30 protein-coding genes and 2 pseudogenes are annotated in these 26,486 nt (G+C 34.1%); 30 read left to right on the top strand and 2 right to left on the bottom strand.

The window, feature by feature from the left end; translation table 11 throughout:
* Nucleotides 1-19: 19 nt before the first annotated feature.
* The 18 genes and pseudogenes from AAGD29_RS04450 to AAGD29_RS04365 form a co-directional block, all read left to right on the top strand.
* Nucleotides 20-142, top strand: a pseudogene (locus AAGD29_RS04450) (IS5/IS1182 family transposase); the annotation flags it as partial.
* Between the two features lie 98 nt (nt 143-240).
* Nucleotides 241-450: a hypothetical protein gene (locus tag AAGD29_RS04445; protein WP_341758678.1), complete on the top strand. Its 210-nt coding sequence runs from the start codon at nt 241-243 to the stop codon at nt 448-450.
* A gap of 17 nt (nt 451-467) precedes the next feature.
* Nucleotides 468-3,002 (top strand): TraC family protein, encoded by a 2,535-nt coding sequence (locus AAGD29_RS04440; RefSeq protein ID WP_341757484.1) that lies wholly within the window; start codon nt 468-470, stop codon nt 3,000-3,002.
* A 155-nt stretch (nt 3,003-3,157) separates the two neighbouring features.
* Nucleotides 3,158-3,367, top strand: coding sequence for a hypothetical protein (locus tag AAGD29_RS04435; RefSeq protein WP_341757485.1), 210 nt, complete (start codon nt 3,158-3,160; stop codon nt 3,365-3,367).
* A gap of 15 nt (nt 3,368-3,382) precedes the next feature.
* Nucleotides 3,383-3,856 carry a hypothetical protein gene (locus AAGD29_RS04430; protein ID WP_341758677.1) on the top strand — a complete coding sequence of 158 codons (474 nt, stop codon included), beginning with the start codon at nt 3,383-3,385 and terminating at the stop codon, nt 3,854-3,856.
* Nucleotides 3,857-3,953: 97 nt separating this feature from the next.
* Complete coding sequence (locus AAGD29_RS04425; RefSeq protein ID WP_341758676.1) at nt 3,954-4,172, top strand: conjugal transfer protein TraD; 219 nt, start codon at nt 3,954-3,956, stop codon at nt 4,170-4,172.
* Nucleotides 4,173-4,787: a type-F conjugative transfer system protein TraW gene (gene traW / locus AAGD29_RS04420; protein WP_341758675.1), complete on the top strand. Its 615-nt coding sequence runs from the start codon at nt 4,173-4,175 to the stop codon at nt 4,785-4,787.
* A 53-nt stretch (nt 4,788-4,840) separates the two neighbouring features.
* Nucleotides 4,841-5,107: a type II toxin-antitoxin system prevent-host-death family antitoxin gene (locus tag AAGD29_RS04415; protein ID WP_341758674.1), complete on the top strand. Its 267-nt coding sequence runs from the start codon at nt 4,841-4,843 to the stop codon at nt 5,105-5,107.
* Complete coding sequence (locus AAGD29_RS04410; protein ID WP_341758673.1) at nt 5,104-5,520, top strand: type II toxin-antitoxin system VapC family toxin; 417 nt, start codon at nt 5,104-5,106, stop codon at nt 5,518-5,520. Before AAGD29_RS04415 ends, AAGD29_RS04410 begins: the two co-directional genes overlap by 4 nt.
* A gap of 17 nt (nt 5,521-5,537) precedes the next feature.
* Complete coding sequence (gene traU, locus AAGD29_RS04405) at nt 5,538-6,623, top strand: conjugal transfer pilus assembly protein TraU (protein ID WP_341758672.1); 1,086 nt, start codon at nt 5,538-5,540, stop codon at nt 6,621-6,623.
* Entirely contained in the window at nt 6,593-7,291 is a 699-nt protein-coding gene (trbC, locus tag AAGD29_RS04400) for a type-F conjugative transfer system pilin assembly protein TrbC (protein WP_341758671.1), read from the top strand. Before traU ends, trbC begins: the two co-directional genes overlap by 31 nt.
* Nucleotides 7,292-7,323: 32 nt before the next feature.
* Nucleotides 7,324-8,313 carry a hypothetical protein gene (locus tag AAGD29_RS04395; RefSeq protein ID WP_341758670.1) on the top strand — a complete coding sequence of 330 codons (990 nt, stop codon included), beginning with the start codon at nt 7,324-7,326 and terminating at the stop codon, nt 8,311-8,313.
* A 29-nt stretch (nt 8,314-8,342) separates the two neighbouring features.
* Entirely contained in the window at nt 8,343-9,422 is a 1,080-nt protein-coding gene (gene traN / locus AAGD29_RS04390) for a conjugal transfer protein TraN (protein WP_341758669.1), read from the top strand.
* Between the two features lie 33 nt (nt 9,423-9,455).
* Complete coding sequence (locus AAGD29_RS04385) at nt 9,456-9,593, top strand: hypothetical protein (RefSeq protein ID WP_341758668.1); 138 nt, start codon at nt 9,456-9,458, stop codon at nt 9,591-9,593.
* Nucleotides 9,593-10,480 (top strand): conjugal transfer protein TraF, encoded by an 888-nt coding sequence (traF, locus tag AAGD29_RS04380; protein ID WP_341758667.1) that lies wholly within the window; start codon nt 9,593-9,595, stop codon nt 10,478-10,480. Before AAGD29_RS04385 ends, traF begins: the two co-directional genes overlap by 1 nt.
* A gap of 4 nt (nt 10,481-10,484) precedes the next feature.
* Nucleotides 10,485-11,438 (top strand): conjugal transfer protein TraH, encoded by a 954-nt coding sequence (locus AAGD29_RS04375; RefSeq protein WP_341758666.1) that lies wholly within the window; start codon nt 10,485-10,487, stop codon nt 11,436-11,438.
* Nucleotides 11,439-11,460: 22 nt separating this feature from the next.
* Nucleotides 11,461-11,901, top strand: coding sequence for a hypothetical protein (locus AAGD29_RS04370; RefSeq protein ID WP_341758665.1), 441 nt, complete (start codon nt 11,461-11,463; stop codon nt 11,899-11,901).
* A gap of 44 nt (nt 11,902-11,945) precedes the next feature.
* Entirely contained in the window at nt 11,946-14,813 is a 2,868-nt protein-coding gene (locus AAGD29_RS04365; RefSeq protein WP_341758664.1) for a conjugal transfer protein TraG N-terminal domain-containing protein, read from the top strand.
* 4 nt (nt 14,814-14,817) lie between these two features.
* Here the strand turns inward: AAGD29_RS04365 and AAGD29_RS04360 are convergent, their stop codons facing one another.
* Nucleotides 14,818-15,396, bottom strand: coding sequence for a hypothetical protein (locus tag AAGD29_RS04360; RefSeq protein WP_341758663.1), 579 nt, complete (start codon nt 15,394-15,396; stop codon nt 14,818-14,820).
* Between the two features lie 109 nt (nt 15,397-15,505).
* Between AAGD29_RS04360 and AAGD29_RS04355 the strand changes: the two genes are divergently transcribed.
* The 4 genes from AAGD29_RS04355 (at nt 15,506) to AAGD29_RS04340 (ending at nt 18,021) form a co-directional block, all read left to right on the top strand.
* Nucleotides 15,506-15,943, top strand: coding sequence for a lytic transglycosylase domain-containing protein (locus AAGD29_RS04355; protein WP_341758662.1), 438 nt, complete (start codon nt 15,506-15,508; stop codon nt 15,941-15,943).
* A 176-nt stretch (nt 15,944-16,119) separates the two neighbouring features.
* Nucleotides 16,120-16,572 carry a mobile mystery protein A gene (locus AAGD29_RS04350; RefSeq protein ID WP_341758661.1) on the top strand — a complete coding sequence of 151 codons (453 nt, stop codon included), beginning with the start codon at nt 16,120-16,122 and terminating at the stop codon, nt 16,570-16,572.
* Nucleotides 16,569-17,150, top strand: coding sequence for a mobile mystery protein B (locus tag AAGD29_RS04345; protein ID WP_341758660.1), 582 nt, complete (start codon nt 16,569-16,571; stop codon nt 17,148-17,150). Before AAGD29_RS04350 ends, AAGD29_RS04345 begins: the two co-directional genes overlap by 4 nt.
* A gap of 151 nt (nt 17,151-17,301) precedes the next feature.
* Entirely contained in the window at nt 17,302-18,021 is a 720-nt protein-coding gene (locus AAGD29_RS04340; RefSeq protein ID WP_341758659.1) for a type IV secretion system DNA-binding domain-containing protein, read from the top strand.
* Here the strand turns inward: AAGD29_RS04340 and AAGD29_RS10270 are convergent.
* Nucleotides 18,018-19,010, bottom strand: a pseudogene (locus AAGD29_RS10270) (IS5 family transposase). The gene AAGD29_RS04340 and the pseudogene AAGD29_RS10270 overlap by 4 nt on opposite strands.
* Nucleotides 19,011-19,077: 67 nt before the next feature.
* Here AAGD29_RS10270 and AAGD29_RS04325 point away from each other — a divergent pair.
* From AAGD29_RS04325 to AAGD29_RS04290, 8 genes are all read left to right on the top strand, one after another.
* Nucleotides 19,078-19,239, top strand: a complete 162-nt coding sequence (locus AAGD29_RS04325) for a palindromic element RPE1 domain-containing protein (RefSeq protein ID WP_341758658.1) — start codon at nt 19,078-19,080, stop codon at nt 19,237-19,239.
* A 366-nt stretch (nt 19,240-19,605) separates the two neighbouring features.
* Nucleotides 19,606-20,325 carry a UMP kinase gene (gene pyrH / locus AAGD29_RS04320; protein WP_341758657.1) on the top strand — a complete coding sequence of 240 codons (720 nt, stop codon included), beginning with the start codon at nt 19,606-19,608 and terminating at the stop codon, nt 20,323-20,325.
* A 3-nt stretch (nt 20,326-20,328) separates the two neighbouring features.
* Nucleotides 20,329-20,889, top strand: coding sequence for a ribosome recycling factor (frr, locus tag AAGD29_RS04315; protein ID WP_341758656.1), 561 nt, complete (start codon nt 20,329-20,331; stop codon nt 20,887-20,889).
* A 135-nt stretch (nt 20,890-21,024) separates the two neighbouring features.
* The gene (gatC, locus tag AAGD29_RS04310; protein WP_341758655.1) at nt 21,025-21,327 is read left to right on the top strand and encodes an Asp-tRNA(Asn)/Glu-tRNA(Gln) amidotransferase subunit GatC; all 303 of its coding nucleotides are present in this window, start codon (nt 21,025-21,027) and stop codon (nt 21,325-21,327) included.
* A gap of 3 nt (nt 21,328-21,330) precedes the next feature.
* The gene (gatA, locus tag AAGD29_RS04305) at nt 21,331-22,818 is read left to right on the top strand and encodes an Asp-tRNA(Asn)/Glu-tRNA(Gln) amidotransferase subunit GatA (RefSeq protein WP_341758654.1); all 1,488 of its coding nucleotides are present in this window, start codon (nt 21,331-21,333) and stop codon (nt 22,816-22,818) included.
* A gap of 300 nt (nt 22,819-23,118) precedes the next feature.
* The gene (locus AAGD29_RS04300; protein WP_341758653.1) at nt 23,119-24,630 is read left to right on the top strand and encodes an NADH-quinone oxidoreductase subunit M; all 1,512 of its coding nucleotides are present in this window, start codon (nt 23,119-23,121) and stop codon (nt 24,628-24,630) included.
* Nucleotides 24,631-24,739: 109 nt separating this feature from the next.
* Nucleotides 24,740-25,503 (top strand): IS5 family transposase gene (locus tag AAGD29_RS04295; protein WP_341757317.1). Its coding sequence is split into 2 segments (ribosomal slippage): nt 24,740-25,072 and nt 25,075-25,503, totalling 762 coding nucleotides; the frame shifts between segments, so codons are not numbered across the junction.
* A gap of 134 nt (nt 25,504-25,637) precedes the next feature.
* Complete coding sequence (locus AAGD29_RS04290; protein WP_341753667.1) at nt 25,638-25,928, top strand: hypothetical protein; 291 nt, start codon at nt 25,638-25,640, stop codon at nt 25,926-25,928.
* Nucleotides 25,929-26,486: the final 558 nt, after the last annotated feature.

Genomic DNA, 26,486 nt, shown 5'->3' with positions numbered 1-26,486 from the left:
ACTTAATTGATGACACACCCTAAATGAAAACGTTATTGGTATGCTAAAACGGTTCAAAATTATTGCTGACAAATATCGAAATAGACGTAAAAGATTTGGTCTTAGATTTAATTTGATCTCTGGCATTTATAATTTTGAACTACGTCAACCAGTTTCGAAAGAGGTCTATTATTTAGTTTATCTGCCTGTGGTGGATATGGTTCATCTTTTAGCTGCAAAGACGCAAGTGGTTTTAATTGTGTGCCTTTGAGCATAGTTGATCAAAAAATTAATAGCGGAGAAATTGTCGAAGTAGAATTAAAGGAAAGGGCAAAGTGTCAAGGAAAAAATTGCTATGCTAGACACTTGGACAAACCTGACATTAAAGCTAATAAGGTTCATAAAATAAAGTTGCAACAAGAAACTAATCAGAAAGTACTTAAAGATGGCAACTTGTTATATATCAAATAAGACAATGAGATGATCATATGAACATAGTTAATCTATTACAAAATATAGGGAATATTTGCGGTTTAGCTAGTCCTGCCGAGGTAAATTACAGCAGTACACAACTGTTGCAAGAACATATCGAACAAAATACTAAAGGAGCAAAATCTTTAGCAGGATATCTAAGTTATCGATATTTTGATCCTAAATGTAATATCTTCTTTAATGAAAATAATGTAATAGGCTTCATGCTAGAAATAGCTCCGATAGTTGGAACAGATGTTAATTTGGAAAAAAACTTAAGCTTATTTTTTAATAATGAATTACCAGTAAATTGCTATTTACAATTTTTACTGATTGCCAGTCATAATATAGAGCAAAAATTAAAATTATGGAGTAATGCTAGAACCAATTCTAATCAGATGTTGCAGCAATTAACAGAATTCCGTAGAGAATTTATTAGTAAATGTGCTAAAGATTTTACAAGTTCAGATGGAAGGATGGCTAAAGATTTTCGGATATATGTTTCTTTTAGCAAAAAAAGTGAAGGTAATAATAGTATAAAATCTATCGAAGAAGTAGTGGCGTTCCAAAGCAAATTAGTAAAAAAGCTGCAAGCAATAAAATTATCTCCCCATATATGTGATGCACAAAATTTAATGTTTGTAGCAGGCGATATGGCACAAATGCAAATGCAAGAAAGATTAAGCCGTAAATATGATCCAATAAACCCTTTAGCTAATCAAATCTTGACACCACTTTCAAGAACCATTGTTAAAGAAGACTGCCTAATTCATCTAGATAGTATTTATAACGATAATGGATTAAAACCAAACAAATTAACATCTAATAAACTAGCCTCTAACCTAGATTCTAACAAGTTAGTCTCTAAATGTTTTTACCCAAGTATGCTACCAGAGCAGTGGTCATTACTGGAGATGATTAATTTACTTGGTTCAGCCAGTGATCATAGTTTACCAGCAAGGCTAATAATTAGTTACACAGTGGCAAATAATGTAAGTAAAACACAAAGCTCAAAAATTCTAGCAAGAGGACATAGAAGCATACATGCTGCTGAACAATGGTATGCAAGGCATGATACTAATTTGAAGAAAGAAGCTTTAGAGTGGCGGGAGATAATTGCTAAAGCTAAAAATGGCGAGCAGTTTTTGACAGAATCACTGCAAATAATGATTACTGCACCTCAGTCAGAAATAGAAATAGCTGAGGAATCTTTAATTAGCCTATATAATGCACACGACTTCCAATTACAAGTTAACAAGCATCTCCAATTACCAGCAATGTTATCTCAGTTACCAATGCATCAGGCACTTAGCTGGAAGTTTTTACAGCATTTCCAGCTAGTTAAAATTGCTCAGGCTAAAGAAGTGATAGCCAAGTTGCCGATCCATGGTGAGTGGAAAGGAGTAAATCAAAGTGGAGTTCTATTAATAGGACGCAGAGGTGAGTTATTTAATTGGAATCCATTTGTAAGAATTAATAGCGGTAATTACAATGTAGCTGTTATGGCACCATCTGGTTCAGGTAAGTCAGTATTTTTGCAAGAACTAGCTACCTCAATGCTAGCACAAAACGCTTCAGTATTTATCTTAGATATAGGTGGTAGTTACCAAAATATTTGTGAGTTAATTGGCGGAGAAACAATTAGATTTAATCAGCATAGTAATATTTCTTTAAATCCTTTTGCTCAAATAGCAGGTAGTGGAACAAAACACGCTAAGGCTCTTTCTATGCTTGCTAGAAATTGTAATTTAGTGGAAATAGGATCAGTTACTGGTTTGTCCTTAGAACAAATTGAGATGCTTACTGCTAAGGATCAAGACCAAATAAACCTAGATCAAAGAATAGAGATATTACAGATAGGTAATCATTTTGTTACTAAAGATAGTATCATATACGCCAAAAGCATTATTGGTGCTATGTGTGGTATTAGCAAGGATGCTCATAAGGAAGCTATCATTGAACGAGCAATAAATGAGGGTATAGAAAAACATGGTACTACGCTAGATATTACCAAACTTACTAAAGTATTAGAAGAATTAGAGGGGGCAACTACAGCAAAAGCTCTTGCTGAGACTTTATACCCTTATAGTGAAAAAGGAGTACATGGTAAATTTTTTGAGCAAGGTAAAGCTGCATCATTTAAAGAAATACTAACCATTTTTGAGTTTGAGGAGGTCAAGAATGATCCAGTATTACTGGCGGTAATATTACAGGTAGTATTGATGCAAGTAACTATGCAGTTCTTATGTGGTGATAGGTCGAAGCAATTTTTACTTATTGTTGATGAAGCTTGGATGATTTTAGATTATTCAGCCAAGTTCTTAGAAAGTTTTGGTAGAACTGTTAGAAAATATGGGGGTTCATTAGTGATTTGTGTGCAAAATTTTACTGATTTTCAAAAAAGTGATGAGCGTAGGAGCATTTTAGAAAATAGTGCTTGGACGGTAATATTAAAGCAAGATGAGAAAGGACTAAACTCATTTAGTACTTCAGAAGCCTTTAAAGATATTGTACCGTTGATTGAGTCTATTAGTTTGATATACTACTCGTAAATGAAGAGTTGATAGACGAAGATCAAAATTATGAAGTGCTAGGAGTCGAAGGGTCGAGGAGCGGAGCGTACATTTAGTACGTGAGCACCGAAGATCCCTGAAGACGACAACGCAATTCTTGATTTTCATCGAGTATACCAAGTAAATATGCCGAGATGCTGTTGATATCTACTGGCTTAAAAGTTGTTGGACGCCTTAGTCTAGATCCATATTCGCAAGGATTATACTCAACAGAAGCAGCTGATTTTAAATATTTATTAGAAGCAAGACGCAGTGGTCTTAGTAAAGATGAAGCAGTAAAAGCCTTGGCAAAAAAATATGGTGAGCTAGCTATTCTGCCAACTACAGAAAAAATGGATAAGTAATAATACGGTAAGTGTATGGAGATGAATAGGAACATAAATATAAGAAGTGATAACGAATTTAGCAAGAAACAAATTGTTATTTTACTAGTGTCTATCCTACTCGGAGTTGGAATTGGTTGGCTTGGGTTTTTGTTATTTGGTGATATTGGTAATCAATGCAAGATTATGTATGTATCACAAAAAGAAATATTAAAGCTAGAAAAAGAAAGGGTAAGTAAAGAATTAGAAGAAGCAAAAATAAACCAACAACCAAAAGAGAGCAATTTATTTTTTGGTCAAATTAATCAGGCAATAGAACTAATAAACGAGGAAGCCCAAAAATATAAAGATAAAAGAACTAAAGTAATATTTACAGCTGATGAATTTATTACAGGAGAAGGAGTGATATCAATAAGCAGGCAAGTACATCAGAATGTAATAGAGAATTTAGCAAAACTAATCAGCAACCTAAATCAGAATGATCTAGAGCAATTAAATAATAACAAATAATAGATAGAGAATTTAAATGTACAAAAAAATGCAGTATCCGTTTTATAACAAAGCAAACAGAGACAATATGAATACATATAATAATTACAGGTATAGTATGAATAATCAAAGTACTAATTATTTAGAACGCAAACAAGATGCTAGAAAAAAGATTATGCTGGGTGGACTGATAATAAAAGCAGGATTAGATTACTTGCATCCACAAGATGACCAAGCTCTGTATGGCATGTTGCTAGTCAGTAAAATGCTACTCGTTAGCAAACCAGAGGTGCTTGAGCAATGGAGAGAAATTGGTAAAGATTTAAAGAAAATATAAATGAAACGAATACTAACAATGATTTTAGTAATTCTACTACCACAAATAACTATTGCTAAGGATTTTGGCATATATGGAACAATTTTTGAGGTTAAAGAAGAAGGATTTTTAGCAATGATCGAAAGAAAACTAAAATTAGTTGATATAGAACAGGAGAAAAGCAAGATGTTAGAAATCGCTAAAACTCGAATAGAGCAGCCAGTAGCAGTTACCAATATCAAACGTACTCAAAAAGCACAAGATTTTACTTATGATCCAAGCTACATAATAAAAGAGGATATTATTTTGCCAGATGGCAAGCTACTTTACAAGCTAGGCACAAAAGTTAACCCGCTAGATCATATAAACTTGGACAAGAAGTTGATATTTATTGATAGCAAAGATAAAGAGCAGGTTGAGTGGTTTAAGCAGCAACAAAGCAGCTCAACAATAAAGGCAGAAGACAAGTTGATATTAGTAGCTGGTAGACCACTTGATTTACAGAAAGAACTTGATAGAGAAGTATATTTTGATCAAGCAGGAGTTTTAACAACAAAATTTAAAATTAAGCAAGTACCAGCAATAATTCAGCAGGAAGGAAAAGTTTTAAGAATAAAAGAAGTAAAAATTGATTAGTGGTCGTAAAAAAACAGTTATAATATATAAATAAACAAAATTAGAGGTGAATTATGCAAAAATGGCAGTTACAAGAAGCAAAGGAACATTTTGAAGAAATTATTGAACTTGCTGAAAACGGGCAACCTCAATTAGTAAATGATAAGAAGAGACATAAAGCAGTCTATATTATCTCAGTAGAAGATTATATGGGTGATAAAATAAAACCTCCTATGTCATTTAAAGAATTTTTATTATCCATACCAAAAGTTGATAATGATGATGAAGAGGATTTATTTGAAAGAAAACCAAGTAAAGCTAGGGAAGATATTGATATATGAGATATTTACTTGATACTAATATATTGTCAGAGTTTCGTAAGAAAAGTCCAAATAGCCAAGTAATATCTTGGGTATATCAAGTACCTATAGAATCATTATATATAAGCTATTTAACAATTGGTGAGATTCAAAAAGGGATTGCAAAAAAGAGACAGACAGATTTAGTAGCCTCATTAAGTTTAGAAAGGTGGCAAGATATTTTAATTGAAAAATATATCGCTAGAACCATTGGTATAGATAATAATGTATGTAAATGTTGGGGTGAATTACTTGCTATTGATTCTACAAATCAGGTGGATAGCCTAATTGCTGCCCAAGCAATAGTTCATGATATGGTTTTAGTTACTCGTAATACCAAGCATTTTACTAAATTTACAGTAAAATTACTAAATCCTTTTGAGGAATTTGAATAATGTAAGAGGTAAAAACATTGACAAATATCAATAATACGGCCTTGAGCAAAAAGTTTGGCAACCCAGCTCAAGGCACAAAGACACGATTAAGTATCCTACTGTTAGTGGCTATTTTTATGCCATTTTCAGTATCTGCAAGTATTACATGTAAGGGACATTTTGTCAATCCAATTACTGATATTTGTTGGAGTTGCATATTGCCAATAAGCATAGGCAACGTAATTAATATTGGTAGTGGTGTAACGCCTAAAAAAAGAGATACAAAAAACCCATCATCACCTATTTGTTTATGTACAAAAGCCAATGTTCCAGTACCAGGTATCACTATTGGCTTTTGGGAACCAGTAAGACTTATTGATGTTACAAGAACACCTTATTGTATGACTAACCTTGGTGGTATCTCTCTTGGATCTGATAGCAAAAGGATTAGTAGTTTTAATAGAAGCTATGATGGCAGGCATGTTCACGATAGTTTCTATCACGTTCATTATTATATTTATCCACTAATTTATTGGCTTGAACTTATTACTGATTTTATTTGTTTGGAGCAGAGTACTTTTGACGTGGCTTATATGAGTGAGTTTGACGTTACTTGGAATGATGAAAAGTTGCAGAGTTTGCTTAATCCAGAAAGCTATTTGTTTGTAAGTCCCATAGCTCAAGCAGCTTGTGGTCTAGATTGTGCAAGTAGCACAGCTAGGATGCCACTAGATAGTATGTTTTGGTGTGCTGGTTGCTTAGGTAATATGTATCCATTTAGTGGAGCAAATGCTGATCATGTTGGAGGAGTGCAATCAAGTAGTTTATTAGCTATTCGAATAATTGCCAAGATGCACCGAATAGGGCTTGCTCAAGAGACTTCAACTGATGAAAACACTCGGTTGACAGGTGGAGGTAAATTGTGCCGTAAATCACGAGCATTAAAGATTAAGAAGAGCCAGTATAAACTACAGATGGTAAATCCAAAGTCAACATCGGATAGCATTGGTTGCTGGCCATTAGGTTTAAGTGACATGATGTATTCAACATTTAAAGAATATCCATATGATGGACAAGATTGGGGGTATTTAGTATGGCAAAAAATCAACTGCTGCTGCCTTTGAAAATACTGTTATTTAGTGTAGTAACTATAAATAGCAATAACAGTGTTTTAGCAAAATGCTTAAGTGATCGAGGTAATACAACTAATGTTGGTAGTAATGAAAGCAATGAATTGCTAAAGGAATTAGATAATTTAAAACCAACAAATGAGCAGTTAAATTGGGCTAAGAACATGAAGAATCAGGGACATATCTTAACAAGAAATGCTATTTTGCAAAAGCTTGATGAGTTAGATACAGTCAACCAAGCCAATAAATTGGTTTCTGAAGAAATTGTTAACCATAGAGTGCTACTCAAAGTATTGGTAAGTAGTCTAATGCCAAAGAATCTGCTTAAGACTTATCACCAACAGGTAGTAAAGTTTGGTGGATCATTAGTATTTAAAGGATTGCCTAATGGTAGCTTTAAAGAACTAACAAAACTTGTAATGGCAATATCAGAGAATGGTGAAGTTGGTAGTATGCAAATAGATGATGAAACCTTTGAACGCTTTGGTATTAATGCTGTGCCAGCTATTTTATTGGTTAAGGAAGAAGATTGCTTGGAAGCACAATCTTGCAAAGTTACCTACGATAAGATTACTGGCAGTATAGGTATAAAAGCAGCTTTAGAGAAATTTGCGATTAATGGTGATTTATCACAAGAAGCACAAGAGTTGTTACAAAGATAAAAAGCAGGTGTAAGGATATAAAGATGAGAAGGATGAAGCAGATAGTTCTAATAGTTTTAATGGTAACTATTACTTGTGTACGAGCTCAATATTTAGACCCAATCAATAAGACCAATATTAATGAGGTAGATCCATTGTTTGAAAAGAATATAGACAATTATCAAAGCTGGAGTAGACAAATAGAAGATAGTAAAGCAGGTTTTGCTAGAGGAGTAGAAAATAGTCAAGGGTTAGGTGATTTAGTAGGTCATGATAAGGCGGAGTCAGAAGCAGATAGGTTAAGTAGTATAGAAGCAGGAGATTTAAGTAACAAAGGACGGAGGGAAGCAGCTAAAGACCCGTTCTATAACGAGATATTTGTTGATTATAGCAGACCTGGCATGATGGCTCATAAACAAGATGCGGAAATGATAGCAAATGCATCTGGCAAGATGATGGATAATTTGCTAGGAAAACTAAAAGATATAGGAGTGGATTGTAAGACGGTTAAAGGCAATAAGGAGTACGATCCGCAATATTTCATGGAGCTAAGTCGCAGAGATGAGAGAGCCAAGGGAGATACCATATATGACCAGTATTTCTGTGAGCGTTTAAGAAATCGCTACAATTGTAAGGATACATTAACTGTAAAATGTAAGAGGCAGGGAATTAAGTGGGAGAAATCAGAACCACGTACAATGACATTGTCAGCTGGTCAACTTTATAATAATGATTGGGTTTATAATGATAATGTTACTGTTTCGGGGAAGTTAGACCCAGTAAAAGTTAGACATATAAAAAGAAGTCCTGATGTTATGGCAGAAATACGTGCTGATATTGCCAAAACCATTAATGTTGATATTGAGCAAATTGATCCATTGTTAGATATACCTAAACAAGGAACTGGTCAATTTGTTGAATATGTGAATTGGACTAATGTTAAATTTTGGGAAAAATATATTATAGGCTATCGATATCGTGAAGGTACTGTTACTTGGTTTGAATGGCAAGAAGAATGGAGTGAAACATGCGGGTTAGAGTAATAGGAATTTTATTACTGGTGACAACGGTAATGTTAGTAATAAATACCAAATCAGTTTTTGCTGTCGGTAGAACAAACTTTGTTCCCAATTATCCTTGCCAAGAAGGACAAAAGCAGTGTTTAGCTAGTGGTGTAAGAGTAATCGATGGTTTTGAGGTACATAGAGATTGCTGGGAATGGGGGTATAGTAAAATTTGTAATTATCCGAGTAAAAATAACTGTGTGCCATGTGTACATTACTATTTTGTTGCACTTTTAGAGTGTTTGCTCACCGATAGCTTAGGTAATTGTGTTAATAGGAAGGAGGAATATTCTTGTAAGAGATGGATTGCCTCACCTATCGAGAGTCAGAAAGTGCGGGTAGGATTTAAGGAAAAAGAAGGACCGGAAGGTCTTGTATGTAAAGGTATACCTTGTATTGATGGTAACTGCGTGGATAAAAGCTATATGACCAATGGTGAGATGATGGATTCAATTTCCAAGCTTTATGCGGTAAGTCAGATCAAGGCAGGTGATGGATTCAATGTTAAGTTGTTTGAAGGGCTTAGCATGCATTGTAGTAAGAAGGCAATCGGTTACAGTAATTGCTGCTCAGTAGATCAGAAAGGTTGGGGTAAGAATTTTGGAGCGGGCTGCAGTAAGGATGAGCAGTTGCTGATCGATAAGCGTAAAAAAAATCTATGTGTTTATGTTGGCAAAGAGGGAAAGCAGAATCTAGGAGTAACAAAGATAGTCAAGCATTATTATTGTTGTTTTGGTCAGATGCTAGACAAGGTCATACAGGTTGAAGGTCGGAAGCAGCTGGGGATTAACTTTGGCAGTGGCGGCAATCCTAATTGTCGTGGTTTGACATTAGCAGAAATACAGAGAATTAATTTTGATCGCATCGATTTCACTGAGTTTATCGAGGAGTTTAAGGTAAAGTTTTTTGGCAAATATAAAGCCCCAAATAACGAAGATATGAGCATGAGGGTTAAGGGTAGCTTGCCAAATATCAGACAATATGATGACAACCCGAATAATCAGGCAAATAATCAAGCTGGTTGGAATATAGGAGCAGAAGAGGAACGTAAAGCAGAGGCTATAAGGCAAACACAACAAACAGAGTAGAAGAAAGATGAAGCAAAAACTTCGCGAAAGAAAGTGAAAGAACAAGAATTAGCTGAGCTGAAGAAACAGTTAAATACAGGACATAGTTTTTATCAAAATTGTTCTACTAAAGATCAGTTATTAAAAAAGATAGAAATGCTAGAACAAGATTTAAGGAGTGGGAACTATTAGTGGTGATTAAAAAGTTTGGTAGAATAATATTATTTAGAATTTTACATATGGTAAATCAGCAGGCTTATTTTTTATTAATTTTATTAACAGTAATTCCCATTGTTATTGCTAGTAGTTGCTATGCCCAAGGTTTCTTTGAACAGAGATATCGTGGTTGGTTATGGTTTGAGGAGAAGGAGTTGCTAAAAGAATTAGAGAAGCAACAAGAGGCATTAGTCATAGAGCAACAAAGAGAGCAAGAATACGCCAAAGCAAGGCAGGAAGTGGAACAATTTAGTAAAGAGCTAGAGTCCTTAAAATTTATGATGATCAGATATCCTGAAAATATTGAACATGCAAGAAGGTATAAAGAAAAGGAAGCCTCAATGTTAGATAATAGTTTAAAACTTGCTCATACCTTTAGGATGGTGAATTTCCTGTATCCTGAGACTATCAATTTAATTGACAGTCCAATTAATCTATATGGTAGAAGAATAAAAGAAGATATTGATCAACAAGAGCTAGCTAGCAAGCTTAAGCTACTTGCTACTCAGATAGAACTTTTTGTATTCTTTTCGTCAAATTGTCCTTATTGCATAGCTCTAGAGCCAGTACTAAATGACTTTGCTAAAAAATATGGATTTAAAGTAGAAGCAGTTAGTCTAGATGGTAGCATAAGCAAATACTTTAAAACTTATCAAAATCAGGAAATTGCTGAAAAGCTAAACTTGCAAAAAGCTCCAACAATTGTAGCTGTTACAAATGATAGTAAGATTCATTTCGAACTCATTAGAGGTACAGCATCGATGTCAGAGCTTGAGGAAGCTGGGTTATTGGCAAGTGAGTATTTAAGCAACTATCCGAATAATACGGAAAATATACTTAAGGTAACAGAAAATAGTAATTAAGAATTTGGCTCAGATAATAATTATTGTTTGGTTAGTATTGATTAGTATCTTCACAAGCAACAATAGTTATGCAGGTATAGAGAAGTTAATTAAAAGCGTTATGCCAAGTGGTACTATGAGTAATGTAACTAGATCAGCGATCGTACAAGATCAATTAGCAGGTCATATAATTGGCGGATCAGTGCTAATTAAGTCGCCACCTATAGAAGATTTACAGCTTTTTAATTTTCAAGCTCCTAGTTGTAAACTTGGAGGATTGCCTTGTGGAGCACAGTTAGATCTCAGAGGCGGAGCGTTATCGTTCTTGAAAAGTGCTGCTATGGAACGATTCCTTAAAGAAATGGTACAAAATGTTGGCGGCTATGCGGCAATTATGGCAATTAAAACCATCTGTCCGCAATGTGAGAATATTATGACTTACTTAGAGCAAATGCAAAGAAATATCAACCAATTCAATATTAATTCTTGTGACATGGCTACTCAGATCAGTAATGGTCTAGCAAGTAAAATGGATAAAGGAGCAGAACTTACCCGCCAAAGTGACTTGGTAATGACAGGCAGAGGAAGTGATATGGCAGATATTAGAGACAAGGCAAAACTTGATACTGGTGATCCAACCAAAAGCAATAAAGAACTTGAGAGTTTACTTGGTGATAATTTTAATTTGGTATGGAAGGCTCTTGATAAGAAAATAAGTAGCTCAGGAGATGCTACTACTTTCAAAGAATTACTAATGAGCATATCAGGGACTATTATTGGCAAAAAAGATGCTGAAGGACGTCGTTCAATAACTCATAAAAAATCATTGGTTAATAAGGAATTAATAGGGGAGTTTATTGGAGTTCGTAGTGGTAATGTAGATGTAGAATTGTATAAGTGTGATGAAACAAACTTATGCTTACTCCCCCAAAAAGCCAAAACTAGGTTATCAGATAAAGATACACTATATATATGGTAGCATTGATCAGATGCTATTTTCTATGGTTAAGAAAATAAAGAATAATAACGGTAATTTTACTGAGGATGAAGAAAACCTAATTGCTTTATCATCCATTCCACTAACTAACAAGATTCAGAGAGAACTTGCTACTAATACTGATAATGCTTATTTAACAGTACGGATAGCTGAATTTGTTGAAAGCTTATGCTATGACGTAGTAACTAACTACCTTACTAAATTATTACAACAAACTTCTGAAGCAGTATCAGAGCTTTCTTACTTACAGCTTGCAGATATAGGGGTATTTACCAGCTTTGAGCAGGAAGTCAATAACACTATTAGCTTTTTGATAAGCAACAGAGAAAATGCCTTTAGGCGTTATAATATTATTGAGCAAACCAAGATGAGAATGTTGCAAGAGGAAAAATACTTTGAAATGAAATTTCAGGAGTTTATGTCCACTAATCAAATGGATGGATAAAAGTTGGGTAGGAAAAGGATAGTAAGATAAATAGGTAAAGAAATATGGAACTTGATTTAACAATTCATACTTACGGTTATTACGATGCTTTGTATTATATATTAAATGGCCTTGCAATGCTACGCAATAGTGAGTTTTATACAGATATAGTCAATAGTTTATGTATAATTACCGGATGTTATTATGCAGTAAAAATGTCGTATAGTAATAATTCTATGGTGTGGCGGGCATATGTACTTAAAGTACTTGGTATGATTGTACTAATTAACGCATTATTACTGCCTAAAACAGAAATGATTATTAAAGATCATGTAAGTAAAATAATAGGTAAGGTTGATAATATTCCTATAGCTTTTGCCCTGCCAGTTGGCATATTAGAAGAATTTGGTCATTTGGTCACTATTGGTTTTGAACAAGTATATGCACCGATAGAAGCTCTTGTTAGTACGTCACCTATATTTTCTTATTATAATTATGGTATGTTATTTGGTGCAAGACTAAAAAAGGAATTACGTCAGGTTCGTATTAAAGACCCAGAGTTTGTAGAAAATATGCGTTCTTTTATCAAGCAATGTGTTGTACTACCAGCAATGATAGGCTATCAGTTTACTCCTAAACAATTAATAGATACTCCTGATATTTGGAAATTAGTGAGTAGCAAGGCTGGCACATTGACCCGTCTTTACATTAGAGACGGTAAGAATCTGCGTAATGTTACTTGCCAAGATGCAGCAAATCTCTTTGAGAATTATTTTGATGGAGAGATCAAAAGGGTAGTATCAAAAAATGCCAATACAGAATTTGCTAAGGCAAGAGGTGGATCAGATTATGTCCCTTCAGCTAGATCATCAAGCATCCTATCAAACATTCTTGAGAAAAATATTAGCAGCCTTTATGGAGGTGGTCAAAAAGCAGGTGACATACTAAGACAGCAAATGATGATTAACAGCATATCTGATTATACCGCAAGTAACTATGCAGTAGCACGTTCTCGAACCAGCCAAGAAAGCGGTTGGTTATTATCAAGTGATATGGCTAGCTTGTATTTACCAATGTTACTAGTCGTAATAAAATGCATAGTCTATGCCTCGTTTATGTTTTTAGTACCAATGTTAATCTTTAGTGGTGGCATAGCAAAATATACTTCTTATCTAACTTTAGTTGCCTCACTACAATTATGGCCGTCATTAAATGCTATTATTAATATGATTATGGGTACTTATAGTAATTTAAAGACTGGCGGAAGTCTACTGCTAAGCTTTAGCAGTAGTAGTACAATCACCAACCATGTAGATACTATAGTAACAGTAGCGGCAGGTTTACAAATGGTAATACCATTTTTAGCATTTGCCATTATGCAATCGGGCGTTAGCAGTCTTGGTCATTTAGCTGGTTCAATTATTGGTGGACTTCAAGCAACATCGGGCAGTATAGGAGCAGAAATAGCAAGTGGTAACAGAAGTATTGATAATGTTTCAGAAGGGAATAGTCAGCGATATATGAAGTCAGGATATAAGCTTGATTATAATATGCAATATGTTGAAGGTGGCAATAGCTGGCAACAAGCTGATGGTAGTATAGCTCGCAATAATCCTGACAGCAGTGTAATTTACACTAGCGGTCAAGGTATTAACACTTCGGTTGGTATCACCAAATTTAATCTAGAACAAACAGCCCAGAATCATGTGACTCAAGGCATACACATGTCTGAAAGTTTATTGAAGTCAGATCAAAGGGCATTATCAGATGCAAAGAGTAACACCTTGAGCAAAACAGCTGATTTTGTTTCCAACTTAGCACAGCGTGAACATAGTGGGGAAAGCCATAATTATGATATAATGGGAGAGCAAGGCAAGTCACTTCAGCGGGCAGTAAACAACGTCAGAACTCTTAAAGAACAATATGGATATAGTTGGCAACAAGCAACAGATGCAGCGTTAAAAGCATCTATGACTGCGGCTACTCCGCTAAAAGGACTTACTGGTATTGGTATCTCTGGTAGTGTAGAAGGTTCACTCACTGCTAGAAATGTAAGTGATCAGTCTTTTATGGAGGATAGTGATACATCAACACAAAATAATACTCATGAAGATTACCACAATATAGTCAAAGCAGCATCAAGTGAAGTATGGGGAAAAGATAATAGTGCTGAGAAACATTATAGTGATGCAGTAAGGAACAGTTATGAAAAGCAAAAAAGATTAGAAGAACAAGTATCAATGCGTCAAGAAACAGTAGATAATTGGTACAAAACAAAAAGCAGACTTGAATTAGAATCAGCAACAGTTAACAAGGATATGTATCAAGAAGTGTTAGACCGCTGCGTAATAGAGTTTGGTATGGATGCAAACTCTGTGAGGAAGCTAGTAGACAAAAGGCATCCTGACGTGATGAAAGTATGGAATAAAATAGCCTCTGAAGAATTACAAAATTTAATGCCTGAAATAAATAGTGGTAAGCACCAAGTATCGGGTCAGCATGCAGAGAAAGCATTAAATGATTTTAGCACTGAACATGATAAGCGAATTAATAGAAATCCTGAATCACAAGTTAAAGAAATAGCAACAAAAAGCGATATTACTAATAATGAAGAATTTACGGCAAATATTAAAGGCAAAGAGGGAAAACTTAAAAATAAGTTTGAAGAAGTAACAGGTAAAAATACTGAACAATATAATAATATCCGACAAGTTAATGAACTTGAGCGAAAAGATTTACAAGCAGAAGTTGATAAGTATGAGCAAGATAGGATTGGGCAAGGGAAAACTGCAAGAGGAGCGGCATGGTTCTTGAATAAAGTAAATGCTGGTGAAACTATAGGAGGACCAGCTAAAGGAACTCCAAAAGGCTGGCAGTTTAACAAAGGAGCTTATCAAAATGTAAGGCAAGGTACACCAAAAGATTCTAAGTAGAAGATTATTTTCTATGATAATACATATTACCCGGTAGATTACGATGTTCAATGCCTGTGTAATATATGTTATTGGAACTAAAGGTAGAAGAAGAATGAACATTAGCATTATATGTCCCTGCTTTCATACCAATAATTTCTTGTTGCCAAGCATTTTTGTTAAATAAAATAGAAATGGGACAATTTTTACATATGAAATATAAAGTAGGAATCAAAATGAATATAGAAAATAGCAAAGGAAATGCAATAAAATCACTTGCCTTTTCCCAGTATGTATCAAGTATTGAGCCAACCCATACAGTAACAACAAACATCAAAACGATTACCCAAAATAATTGTTTAGGTAACCTATTCATTAAATTTTGCCCTTCACTATTTAGAAATATTTTATCTTCTGTATATTCTACCTTACTATATTTGGCTACCAAATATGGAACTAATAGTATAGTTATCCAAAATAAAGCATTACTAACATATTTATACTCATCTAAAAGCACACTTAAAAACAAACCAAAGCTCATACCCCACCAAAATATAAGATTCCAAAAATTATCTTTATTTAGCCGTGATTTGATCCAGTTCATAAGAGACCTTAGATTTAAGCTATATCAAATGATAATATCATGGTTTGATATTTTAAGTAAAGAAATAATCAAGATTTTGGTTATTATAATAGTTGGTTTTTCATAAAATATGGTGTTTGCACAAGATTTAGCGGGATTAATTAGCACAGTTGAAAAAGAACATAATATTCCAAGTGGTTTATTGAAAGCTATTGCTGAAGTAGAGTCTGAAATGAAAGTTTATGCAGTAAATTTAGGTGGTAAAGCTTTCATTGCCAAGTCTAAGGCGGAAGCATCTAAAAATGTACTTTCTTATCTGAGAAAAGGACATACAAATATTGATATTGGCGTAATGCAGATCAATTGGTACTGGCATAAAAGACATTTTTCTAGTCTTGATGAAATGCTTACTCCTAAAAATAATGTTAAGTATGCAGCCAAACTACTAACTGATTTATATCTGCAACATGGTGATTGGCAAAAAGCCGTAAGACTTTATCATTCTACCAAGCCATATCATCATAAGCAATATTCAAGAAAGGTACTATTGTCTTGGCTTGGGAGCTAAGACGGTACTATAAATTTACATTAGTTTATTTGTAGTAGTATTTTTTGAATTATTATTACTACTAATAATTTGCATTTGTAGATTATTAGTAGTACTGAATCCATATAAAGACAATATGTATATTGTCTTTATATGATGTTATAGTAATATATAAGTTTACTTATGAGTTTACAATTATGAATTGGTCTTTAAGAAAATTAACCTGCAAACAGCTAATGAATCAATTAAGCCCATTACAAAATATGATAATACCAAGTAACGGATGGTTAAAAACCATAAGAACTGCAATCGGTATGACAAGTCAGCAGCTAGCTCGTCGGTGTGGGGTTAGCAAACAAAGAATCTTACGTATAGAAAATGATGAGGTATTGATGAAGACAACCCTTGCAACTTTAGAAAAAGTCGCAAGTCAACTAGGTTGCAAGTTAGTTTATGCTATAGTTCCAGAAAGAAACTTACTAAATATTATAGAAGAGCAAGCAGAAAGAACGGCTATAGATAGGCTAAAGGAAATATCACATTCGATGATATTGGAAGATCAAAAAGTAATTGATAAAAAACAGCAAGAGCAAATTGAAATTATAAAAGAAGAATTAATGAAAAATAATATAAAAACTATTTGGCAATGAGATTTATTTACGCTGAAGGTGCTACTCCTTTAAACCAAGATGAAATTAATAATTTATTACCAAAACATTTAACCACTCAAAGTGAGCTAAATGAATGGGAGCAATATAATATTTTAAAAGCAGAGGAATGGGTATTACAGAGAAAAAGGCAAGATATTTTATCAATAAGTTTTGCACAAAAATTACATAATAAAATGTTTGATAACACTTGGAGTTGGGCGGGTAAGTTTAGAAAAACTCAAACCAATATAGGAGTAAATAGTATTTATATAGGGCAGGAACTCAAATTATTATTTGATGATACTATTTACCAGTTAACACATAAAATTTACCCTTTACGAGAAACTGCAATAAGATTTCACCATAGGCTGGTATTTATCCACCCATTCCCAAACGGTAATGGAAGGTTTTCTAGGCTCTTCGCTGACCTTATATTAGTAAGTCATAATGAGCATAGATTTAGTTGGGGTAGAAGCAATTTAATTTGTGATAATGCTACTAGAAAACAATATTTAGAAGCTCTAAGAGCTGCTGATAATAATGATTATAGTAAATTAATAATATTTGCTGATAGTTAAAAATATTCAAGAAAAGTAGCATCATGGACTTAGTGGTTAATCGAAAATGTATTATAATAGATAATAAATTAAGAGAATATACATACCAATGGTTGGTCTTTAAAATAAGATATATTTTATAAACTTATTACTTTAAATTTAGTCAAATTGTATGCTAAGTAATTTTATAGGTGGTGGTCAGATATTCTTGCATAAGATCAGAATGTTTTTGCAGGTATTTAATCGCTCTATTGCTATTTCGTGTATTGTAAGTGTGATAATTACCATAGTTTTAGCTTACCCTAAGCTAAAACTATATGATTTATCTGCTGCTGTAACTTATCAGAAAGCCTTACTAGCCAGTAACTTTGATAATAGCGTGCGTCCTATTAAGGTAATGATCAATCCTAAAGGCAAAGAATATGTTACCCTAATTAATGCCTATAATCATGTTGGTTTATATAGGAGTAATATTGATCCACAACTGATCTTGACTTCCTCTAAATTCAGTAAGAATTATTATCAGCTAGTTAGTTTTATCAAAGCTAAGTTACTACTCTGCCTTGGTTTGATGTTTGCTATTTTTGTTAGCATCTTTCTGCTGTGGACAAAATTTGGTAAGTCAGTATCACTAGAAAAACAAATTAGCGGTAGTACTATCAAATCAGCCAAAGAAATAACTAACTATTTAAATAAAGCTAATAAAGCAAGTAAATTCATTGTAGGTAGCATGCGACTTGTTAAAGATAGTGAAACTAGGCATATTATAGCTACTGGCACTACTGGTTCTGGTAAGACTAATTTGTTTAATAATTTAATTCCGCAAATCAGGAACTTTCAACAACCAGCATTGGTCGTTGATCAAACAGGGGAAATGATAGAAAGATATTAGACCTCATTCGAAACTGGTTGACGTAGTTCAAAATTATAAATGCCAGAGATCAAATTAAATCTAAGACCAAATCTTTTACGTCTATTTCGATATTTGTCAGCAATAATTTTGAACCGTTTTAGCATACCAATAACGTTTTCATTTAGAACTCTTTCTCCTGCTAACCTACGATTATTCTTTTTATCATTTTTAGTTAAAGGATTTTTCTTGCTTTTTTTCTTTGGTAATTCAGAATTATTGTGAATTTTTTGTATATACTCGATGAAAATCAACAATTGCGTTGTTGTTGTCCAAGACCTGCGGTGCTCACGTACTAATGTACGCTGTGCTCCTCGGCTTGGACACTCCTAGCACTTGTTGATTTTGATCTTCGTCTACCAACTCTTCATTTACGAGCAGTATACCTTGATATCCTGTATCAGTAATCGCTTTAACCTTAGGATGGATAAGAATTTTGGATTCCTTAAATAATCTAAAGTCATGTTTTTTACCGTTAGAAAAATCTGTACATATTACTTGGTGTGTTTTCTTGTCTACCACTATTTGAGTTTTTAGTGTATGCCTTTTCTTCTTTCCTGAATAATAGAATTTTTGTTTTTTTTGGGTCTTTCTATAGGACTCTCAGTAGCATCAATCAAGACTACTTCATAATTCATATCACTCTTCATTAGAGCTTTACGACCTGGAAGAGCAAAGTTTGGGTGTTTAACTAGGGTGTCTTCTACCCATTTAACAGCTTTATATGCTGAACTTTCACTAATCCCATAGTTCTGACCTATATGGAAATAAGTACGGTATTCTCTAAGGTATTCTAAGACCATCAGCAACTGTTCCTCCAAATTGAGCTTATTTTTACGCCCACCTTTTGATTTCTTAAGACCATCAGCTTGCCTCAAAATATCCACCATCTTTGAGAATGTTCCCTTCTTTACTCCTGTTAATCGACGAAATTTTTCATCCTCTAACTCTTTAATCTGATCGAATTTCATATTATTACTTCAAATCAGATATTTATAACACCATTCTACATCATTGTCTAGTTTCGAAAGAAGCCTAATGAGAGTTCTTGCAGAATTCGCTTATGCTGAGGAATTTAAAGGAGTCACAGAACTTCGACCCGCAGCGTACTCAAATGTATGTGAGGAGCAGAGTACCGGGAACACGAATAAATTACCAGCAGAAGTAGAATTATGCAAGAACTCTCTTCATAATTGCTGAATTAAAGGTTATAATACTTGACAAAAATAATACTTCAACTAATTTTAGTAGTCACCAAGTATGCAAGTTTAACTCGATAATCAAGTTTTTATTGAGTTATATAATTCATGGCAGTTTAAAAGTCATGAAAAGAAGTCGAGAAGATGTCATTCTCAGCAACGGTGGGAATCTAAAAATATAAAAACACCTTAGACGTAAAGGTTTTTGAGATCCCAGCCGTAGCTCGGATGACATAAACTACCATGAATTGTATGCCTTAGAAAAAACTTGATTATCGAGTTTAAGTAACCTAAGTTCAACACAACAAAGGTAGTGTCATTTTACAATCCCTGCTTTCGTAGGGATCTAAAAATAGGAGTTTAATTTATGTCCTCTTTGCAATATAAACGAGTCCTGTTAAAAGTTTCTGGCGAAGCCTTAATGGGCAACAAACAATTTGGTCATGAATACTCTATAATCCTAGGAATTGCTGAAGATATAAAGGAAGCAATTGATCTTGGGATAGAAGTATGTGTGGTCGTCGGCGGTGGCAATATTTATCGTGGTACTGATGTCTTATTTGGCATGGAAAGAGCTGCTGGTGATTATATTGGCATGCTTGGCACGGTAATAAACGCACTTACTCTACAAAATATTATGGAAAGTTTGGGTGTTCATACTAGAGTCCTTTCTGCAATCCCTATGATGAGCGTTTGTGAGCCTTATATACGTCGTAAAGCAAAAAAACATATAGAAAAAGGTAGAGTAGTAATTTTTGCCGGCGGTACTGGTAATCCATTTTGTACTACTGATAGTGCAGCTGTTTTAAGAGCAATTGAAATGAGCTGTGATTTATTACTAAAAGGTACTAAGGTTAATGGTGTATATGATGCAGACCCGACAAAGAATCTTAATGCAGTGAAATATTCTACTATAAGTTATACTAATCTTTTAAAAGATAATTTACAAGTTATGGATATTGCTGCTATTGCTGTGGCTAGAGAAAACAACTTGCCAATTAAGGTATTTTCCATTAAAGAGAAAGGTAATTTTGCAAAAGTACTGCAAGGAAAAGGTGAATATACAAAAATTCAAGAAGGTGAGTAAAGTATGGATAAAGCAACTATACGTAAAGAATTACAATCAAAAATGGATAGTTCGATAAGGGTATTAGATCACGAACTTAAGGGACTCAGGACTAGTCGAGCTTCAGTTAACTTACTTGACCCTGTATTGGTTGAAGCATATGGAGATAAAGTACCATTGTCGCAAGTAGCAAGTCTCTCAACTCCAGATGCACGGACTATTACTGTACAGGTATGGGATAAATCTATAGTAAAATTTGTAGAAAAAGCTATTGTGGATACAAATTTGGGTCTAAACCCATCATCAGATGGACAGCTAATAAGAATCACAATACCGCTACTTACTGAAGAACGCCGCAAAGAGCTTGTTAAGTTTGCTCACAAATATGGAGAGAATACTAAAATTGCCTTGCGTAATATAAGAAGGGATGGTAATGAAGATTTAAAAAAGTTAGAAAAAGACAGTATCATAACTGAAGATGAACAACATAACCTATCAGAAGAAATCCAAAAATTAACTGATGAGTATAGTAATAAAGTGGACTTGCATGTTAAACAAAAAGAACAAGAAATATTGACTATTTGAAGTCTAAAAAGAAGTGTCATTCCTCAAAGAGATGCCACCTAAATGACTTAGGTATATTTTTTCATAAAATAGCCATAAATTATTAGTGCAAACATATTTCATGCTATAATGACTATAAATATTTAAGGTATATAAATGATTACGAATGAAGAAGTGCAAAAAATAGCAAAACTTGCTAGGTTTAATTTTACCCAAGAAGAGATAAGCAGTTTTGCCTATCAATTAACTGAGATGATGAATATGATCGACATTTTAAACGATGTAGACTGTAGTAACGTTGAACCACTTACCTCTGTTTGCGATATGCACCAAAGAATGCGAAAAGACCAAGTATTGTATGGTGACATTTCTGATGAATTATTTGCTAATCTGCCTAATGATAAAGCAGAACTTGCCAAAGAAGTAAAATGTTTTGTTGTCCCAAAAGTAGTAGAGTAAAATATGTCGGAAATTATAAAATTAACCATCACACAAGCCCTTAAAGCCTTAAAAAATAGAGAATTTTCGTGTGTTGAGCTGACTAAAGCACATATTAAGGAAATGGATAAACATAAAGAGTTAAATGCTTATATTACTGAAACTACAGATATTGCTTTAGAGCAAGCTAAAATTGCTGATCAAAATTATCATAATGGAATAGCAAGACCATTAGAAGGAATTCCTATTGCTGTAAAAGATCTTTTTTGTACAAAAGGAGTACTAACTACTGCCGCCTCAAAAATACTCAGCAACTTTGTACCAACATATGAATCTACTGTAAGTAAAAATGTTCAAGATCACGGCACAATAATACTTGGTAAGGCTAATATGGATGAGTTTGCCATGGGATCGGCTAATATTACTAGCTATTTTGGTAACGTTATTAGCCCTTGGAAAGCGGTAGATGCACCTACAACTCCGGTAGTCCCTGGTGGATCTTCTGGAGGCTCGTCAGCTGCTGTCAGTAGCTTTTTAGCTATGGCAGCTCTTGGAAGTGATACAGGAGGTTCTGTTCGCCAACCTGCCAGTTATACTGGGATTGTTGGATTCAAACCAACATATGGTCGTTGTTCTAGATATGGTATGATTGCTTTTGCCAGTTCGCTTGACCAAGCTGGAGTACTTACAAGAACTGTTGAAGATACTGCTTTAATGCTACAAGCCATAATTGGTTTTGATGAAAAGGATTCTACTTCTATACACTCTGAGATACTAGAGCTAAGATCGGCATGTAATAGTAGTGTAAAAAACATGAAAATAGGTGTACCATTTGATATTATGAAACAAGATGGTATACAACCGGATATTATTAAGATGTGGCAGCATACTATTGATATTCTAAAAAATGATGGGGCAGAAATTATTGATATTTCATTACCCTATTCTAAATATGCTCTAGCTGCATATTACGTTATAGCACCTGCTGAAACCTCATCTAATTTATCTAGATATGATGGTATAAGATATGGAATCAGGGTAGGAAATGAGGGAATATCCATTGAGGAAATGTATGAAAAAACAAGGACTGCTGGCTTTGGTGCTGAAGTTAAAAGACGTATTATGATTGGTACTTATTTGCTTTCATCTGTTTTTATGGATGCTTATTACTTAAAAGCCCAAAAAATAAGACGCTTGATTTCAGATGATTTCAAGAAAGCTTTTGCACAAGTTGAAGCAATAATTTTGCCATCTGCACCATCCGAAGCTTTTAACTTAGGTGAGAAACAAGATAATCCTGTGACAATGTATTTAAACGATTTATTTACTATTCCAGCTAGTCTTGCCGGTCTTCCTTGTTGCTCTGTACCTGCTGCATTATCTTCTAGGGGTTTACCTCTTGGCATGCAAGTAATAGGAAAAGCCCTTGATGAATATAATACTTTAAAGGTAGCAGCAGCAATTGAGCGTGGTTCAAGAGATATTAGTTTTGTATATTCTAATAAACGGTAAAGTTATCGGTGTTAATTTACCCCAATTCGGGATAAGAATTAGTTAATTCTTATCCCGAATTGGCTCTAATATAAGGAAAAATGCATTCTTAAAGCGGCTAACGCGAATGCATTTTAAACCTTTCTAAAGCTAAAAACATGATTTTAAAAGATTAAAATCATGTTTTTAGCAAAATATTAATTTAACAATCAGATGCAGAGCCGCCTCAAATCTGATTGTTTCGATAATTTCACCGAATTTGGGAGAAGAATTGACAAATTCTTCTCCCAAATTCGCGTAATTTGATTATTAGAGCTTAAAATGTCCGGGTTACCAATCTTATCAATAAGTATTTTTTTGCCTTTAGTAAGTGCATTATATATTCTGCTATTTATCAACCAAAGTAGGTCAGTAAATAAGCAAGCTAAAAATAAGCAAGTTTATGCGATGTATGTCGCAGTTTTAAGCTCTATCCTAACCCTAATATCTACTATTTATTTATTAGTTCAATTTGATAATACATCAAAACTTTATCAGTTTGTAGAATGCTATAGTTGGATTCAATCTATAGGTCTTGAATTCTACATTGGAGTTGACGGAATCTCAATATTTTTTGTTGTTCTGACAAGCTTTTTAACCCTTATCTGTATTATAGCTAGCTTATTTACAGTCAAAAAATATATCAAAGAATTCTTATTTTGTTTTTTATTAATTGAGTCTTTTTGCATTGGGGCTTTTTGCTCAATGAATTTACTATTATTTTACTTATTTTTTGAAGTAATATTGATCCCTATGTATATAATTATAGGAATTTGGGGAGGCGAAAATAAAGTTTATGCTGCCGTAAAATTCTTCCTCTATACTTTTTTGGGGTCGGTATTTTTCTTATTGTCACTCATATATATTTATAGTCAAGTTCATAGTTTTAATATGCTTGATCTAAACGAATTAGTACCTTCATTAACATTACCAGTGCAGAGAGTTTTATGGTGGGCAATCTTTATAGCCTTCGCAGTGAAAGTTCCTATGCTACCGTTCCATACGTGGCTTCCTGATGCACACGTACAAGCTCCAACTGCTGGATCTGTCATTTTGGCTGGTATATTGTTAAAACTTGGGGCATATGGGTTTTTACGTGTATCATTACCAATGTTTCCAAATATATCAAAAGAATTTGCATTTTATGTATTAGTGCTGAGTATTTTTGCTGTAATATATGGTTCACTAGTAGCACTGACTCAAAGAGACATGAAAAAGATGATAGCTTATTCATCGATAGCTCATATGGGCTATGTGACTGGAGGAATTTTTAGCTTAACAGAATCTGGGATTAAGGGAGCCGTATATCAAATGATTAGTCATGGCACTGTGGCATCTGCTTTGTTTTTGATAATTGGTACTTTGTATGATAGATTGCATACTAAGGAGATAAATAAATATGGTGGAGTGGCAAATAAAATGCCAATACTTGCCACCTTTTTCATGATTGCCATGCTTGGCTCTATAGGTTTACCAGGCACTAGCGGTTTTATAGGAGAATTTTTAAGTTTGGTAGGTATTTATCAAGCTAATGCAGTAGCAGCTATTATAAGTAGTGTTGGCATTATTCTTGGAGCTGTTTATATGCTAAAACTTTATAAGGAAGTAATGCTAGGACAAATTACTAATAATCAGGTTGTAAGTTTTAAAGATCTATATCTCTATGAGATACTCGCAATTATGCCGCTTTGTGTAGCAATAATTTATTTAGGTTTGTTGCCAAATACAATTATGAACATACTGGATTTATCAACTCATAAAATCTTATCACAAATACCTTGTGTTGTAAAATAATTACTTAAATTAACTTAATTATTATTATTCTAGGGTGTGTCATCAATTAAGTTGACAGGAGCGTTTATTTGTTGTGTAATAGAGAAAAAATTAAGGATAAATTTTCTCTATGCGTCGATATGCTCTACGTGACGATCAATGGGATCGGATTAAAGATAAGCTACCTGGAAGGGAAGAGTCTGTTGGTGTAACAGCCAAGGATAATCGCCTATTTGTAGAAGCAGTCTTGTATCGATATAGGGCTGGTATACCTTGGAGAGACCTACCTGAACGTTTTGGAGATTTTCGAGTGATTCACCTACGTCATTCAAGGTGGAGCAAGACAGGTGTGTGGAAAAAGGTTTTTGAGATGCTGGCTGAAGATGCTGATAACGAGTATGCCATGATTGATTCAACCATTGTTAGGGCTCATCAACATAGTGCCGGTGCTAAAAAAAAGAGTTAGATGATGACCAAGCAATTGGACGAGGTAAAGGGGGGCTGAGTACTAAAATCCATGCCACATGTGACGCTCTAGGGAATCCAACGGGATTCCATCTTACCCCGGGTCAAGCTCATGATTTGCAAGGATCTGATGTTTTGATGAATGAATTGACGAAAGCGGATGCTGTACTTGCTGATAAGGCTTATGATGCCGATGTACGTATGCGAGATAAGCTGAAAGATAAGGGATGTATAGCTGTGATTCCCCCAAAGAAGAATCGTGTGAATCCAGCTAAGTATGATAAGGACCTATATAAAGCTAGGCATTTGATTGAGAACTTTTTTGCAAAATTGAAGCAATATAGAGCTATTGCAACACGATATGACAAAACATCTCAGAACTTTTTGGGTGCTGTTTATATGGCTTCCATGGTAATTTGGCTCAATTGATGACACACCCTAATGATTTAACGATTTTTTTAGATATTTATAAATTAATTTTATATTATTACTTGTAAGACTCAAACAACTATGCTAGGCTCGATTAAAAATCTTCTTAACTATAGAATTAATAGGTTATACAAATGTTAAAAGACAATTTAGATTCAGAAATTATTGCTAACGAATTAAATGTTGAAACAGAAAAAATTGAAGAAACAGAAGAAGAAAGAGAAAACCGCTTGGATCGTGAAGAATCAGCTAGAAAATTAAAGGCAATTATATTTGTCGTCATCCCACTTTTGGTCGGGTTTCTAACGTTTACTTATTTTTTTCTTAACTCAATAGAGGAGAAAAGTAAGCTTTTGAAACAAGAACAGTCAAATCAACAGTTAGATCGACAGACTGATCAAAATACCCAAACAAAAACCAAGTAAAAGATAATTTCACATGCTCTGTTGAATATAGGGGTATTATATCCTAGTTCAACATTCCATGTAGTGCAGGGGCTGTCCTTGCAAGCAAGGCGTTGTTACGTGTATACTCGAATGATCCTACGAATTGGATTTGAAAATGAGGGGCGAGTGAGCGAAGCGTACATTTAACGCGAATTGGGGTATTTAGTCACACTACTGGACAAAAATGAAAAATGGTTAGAACAACTATATTAGTTTAAGCTCAGTTCGATATAAGCACCAAACAAAATGCTAAGCATTATGTAAAAACATAAACAAACTGTTGGTGGTGAGCTATGGTAAAAATAAAACCTTCTTTCAAACCAGTTTGTTAGGAGCCTACACTTGATACGCTTCGCGGTCAAGTTTATAATGGAATAAACTGACGCAATACCTTAAAATTAGAACCGGATCTGTACAAGAGTTATGGTCGATAAGCTCAATGGTGTTTTCTGTACCCGATTAGGAGCGTGACTTTGGAGGATGGTGTTTTGTACATTGATGGATCAGACATTGATACCTCGTTTGGAAGAGTATAAT

This window comes from Candidatus Tisiphia endosymbiont of Ditula angustiorana (assembly GCF_964026425.1).
Lineage (GTDB): Bacteria > Pseudomonadota > Alphaproteobacteria > Rickettsiales > Rickettsiaceae > Tisiphia.
The sequence above is the reverse complement of the archived record's forward strand: the minus strand, read 5'-3'. Positions and strand labels throughout refer to the sequence as shown.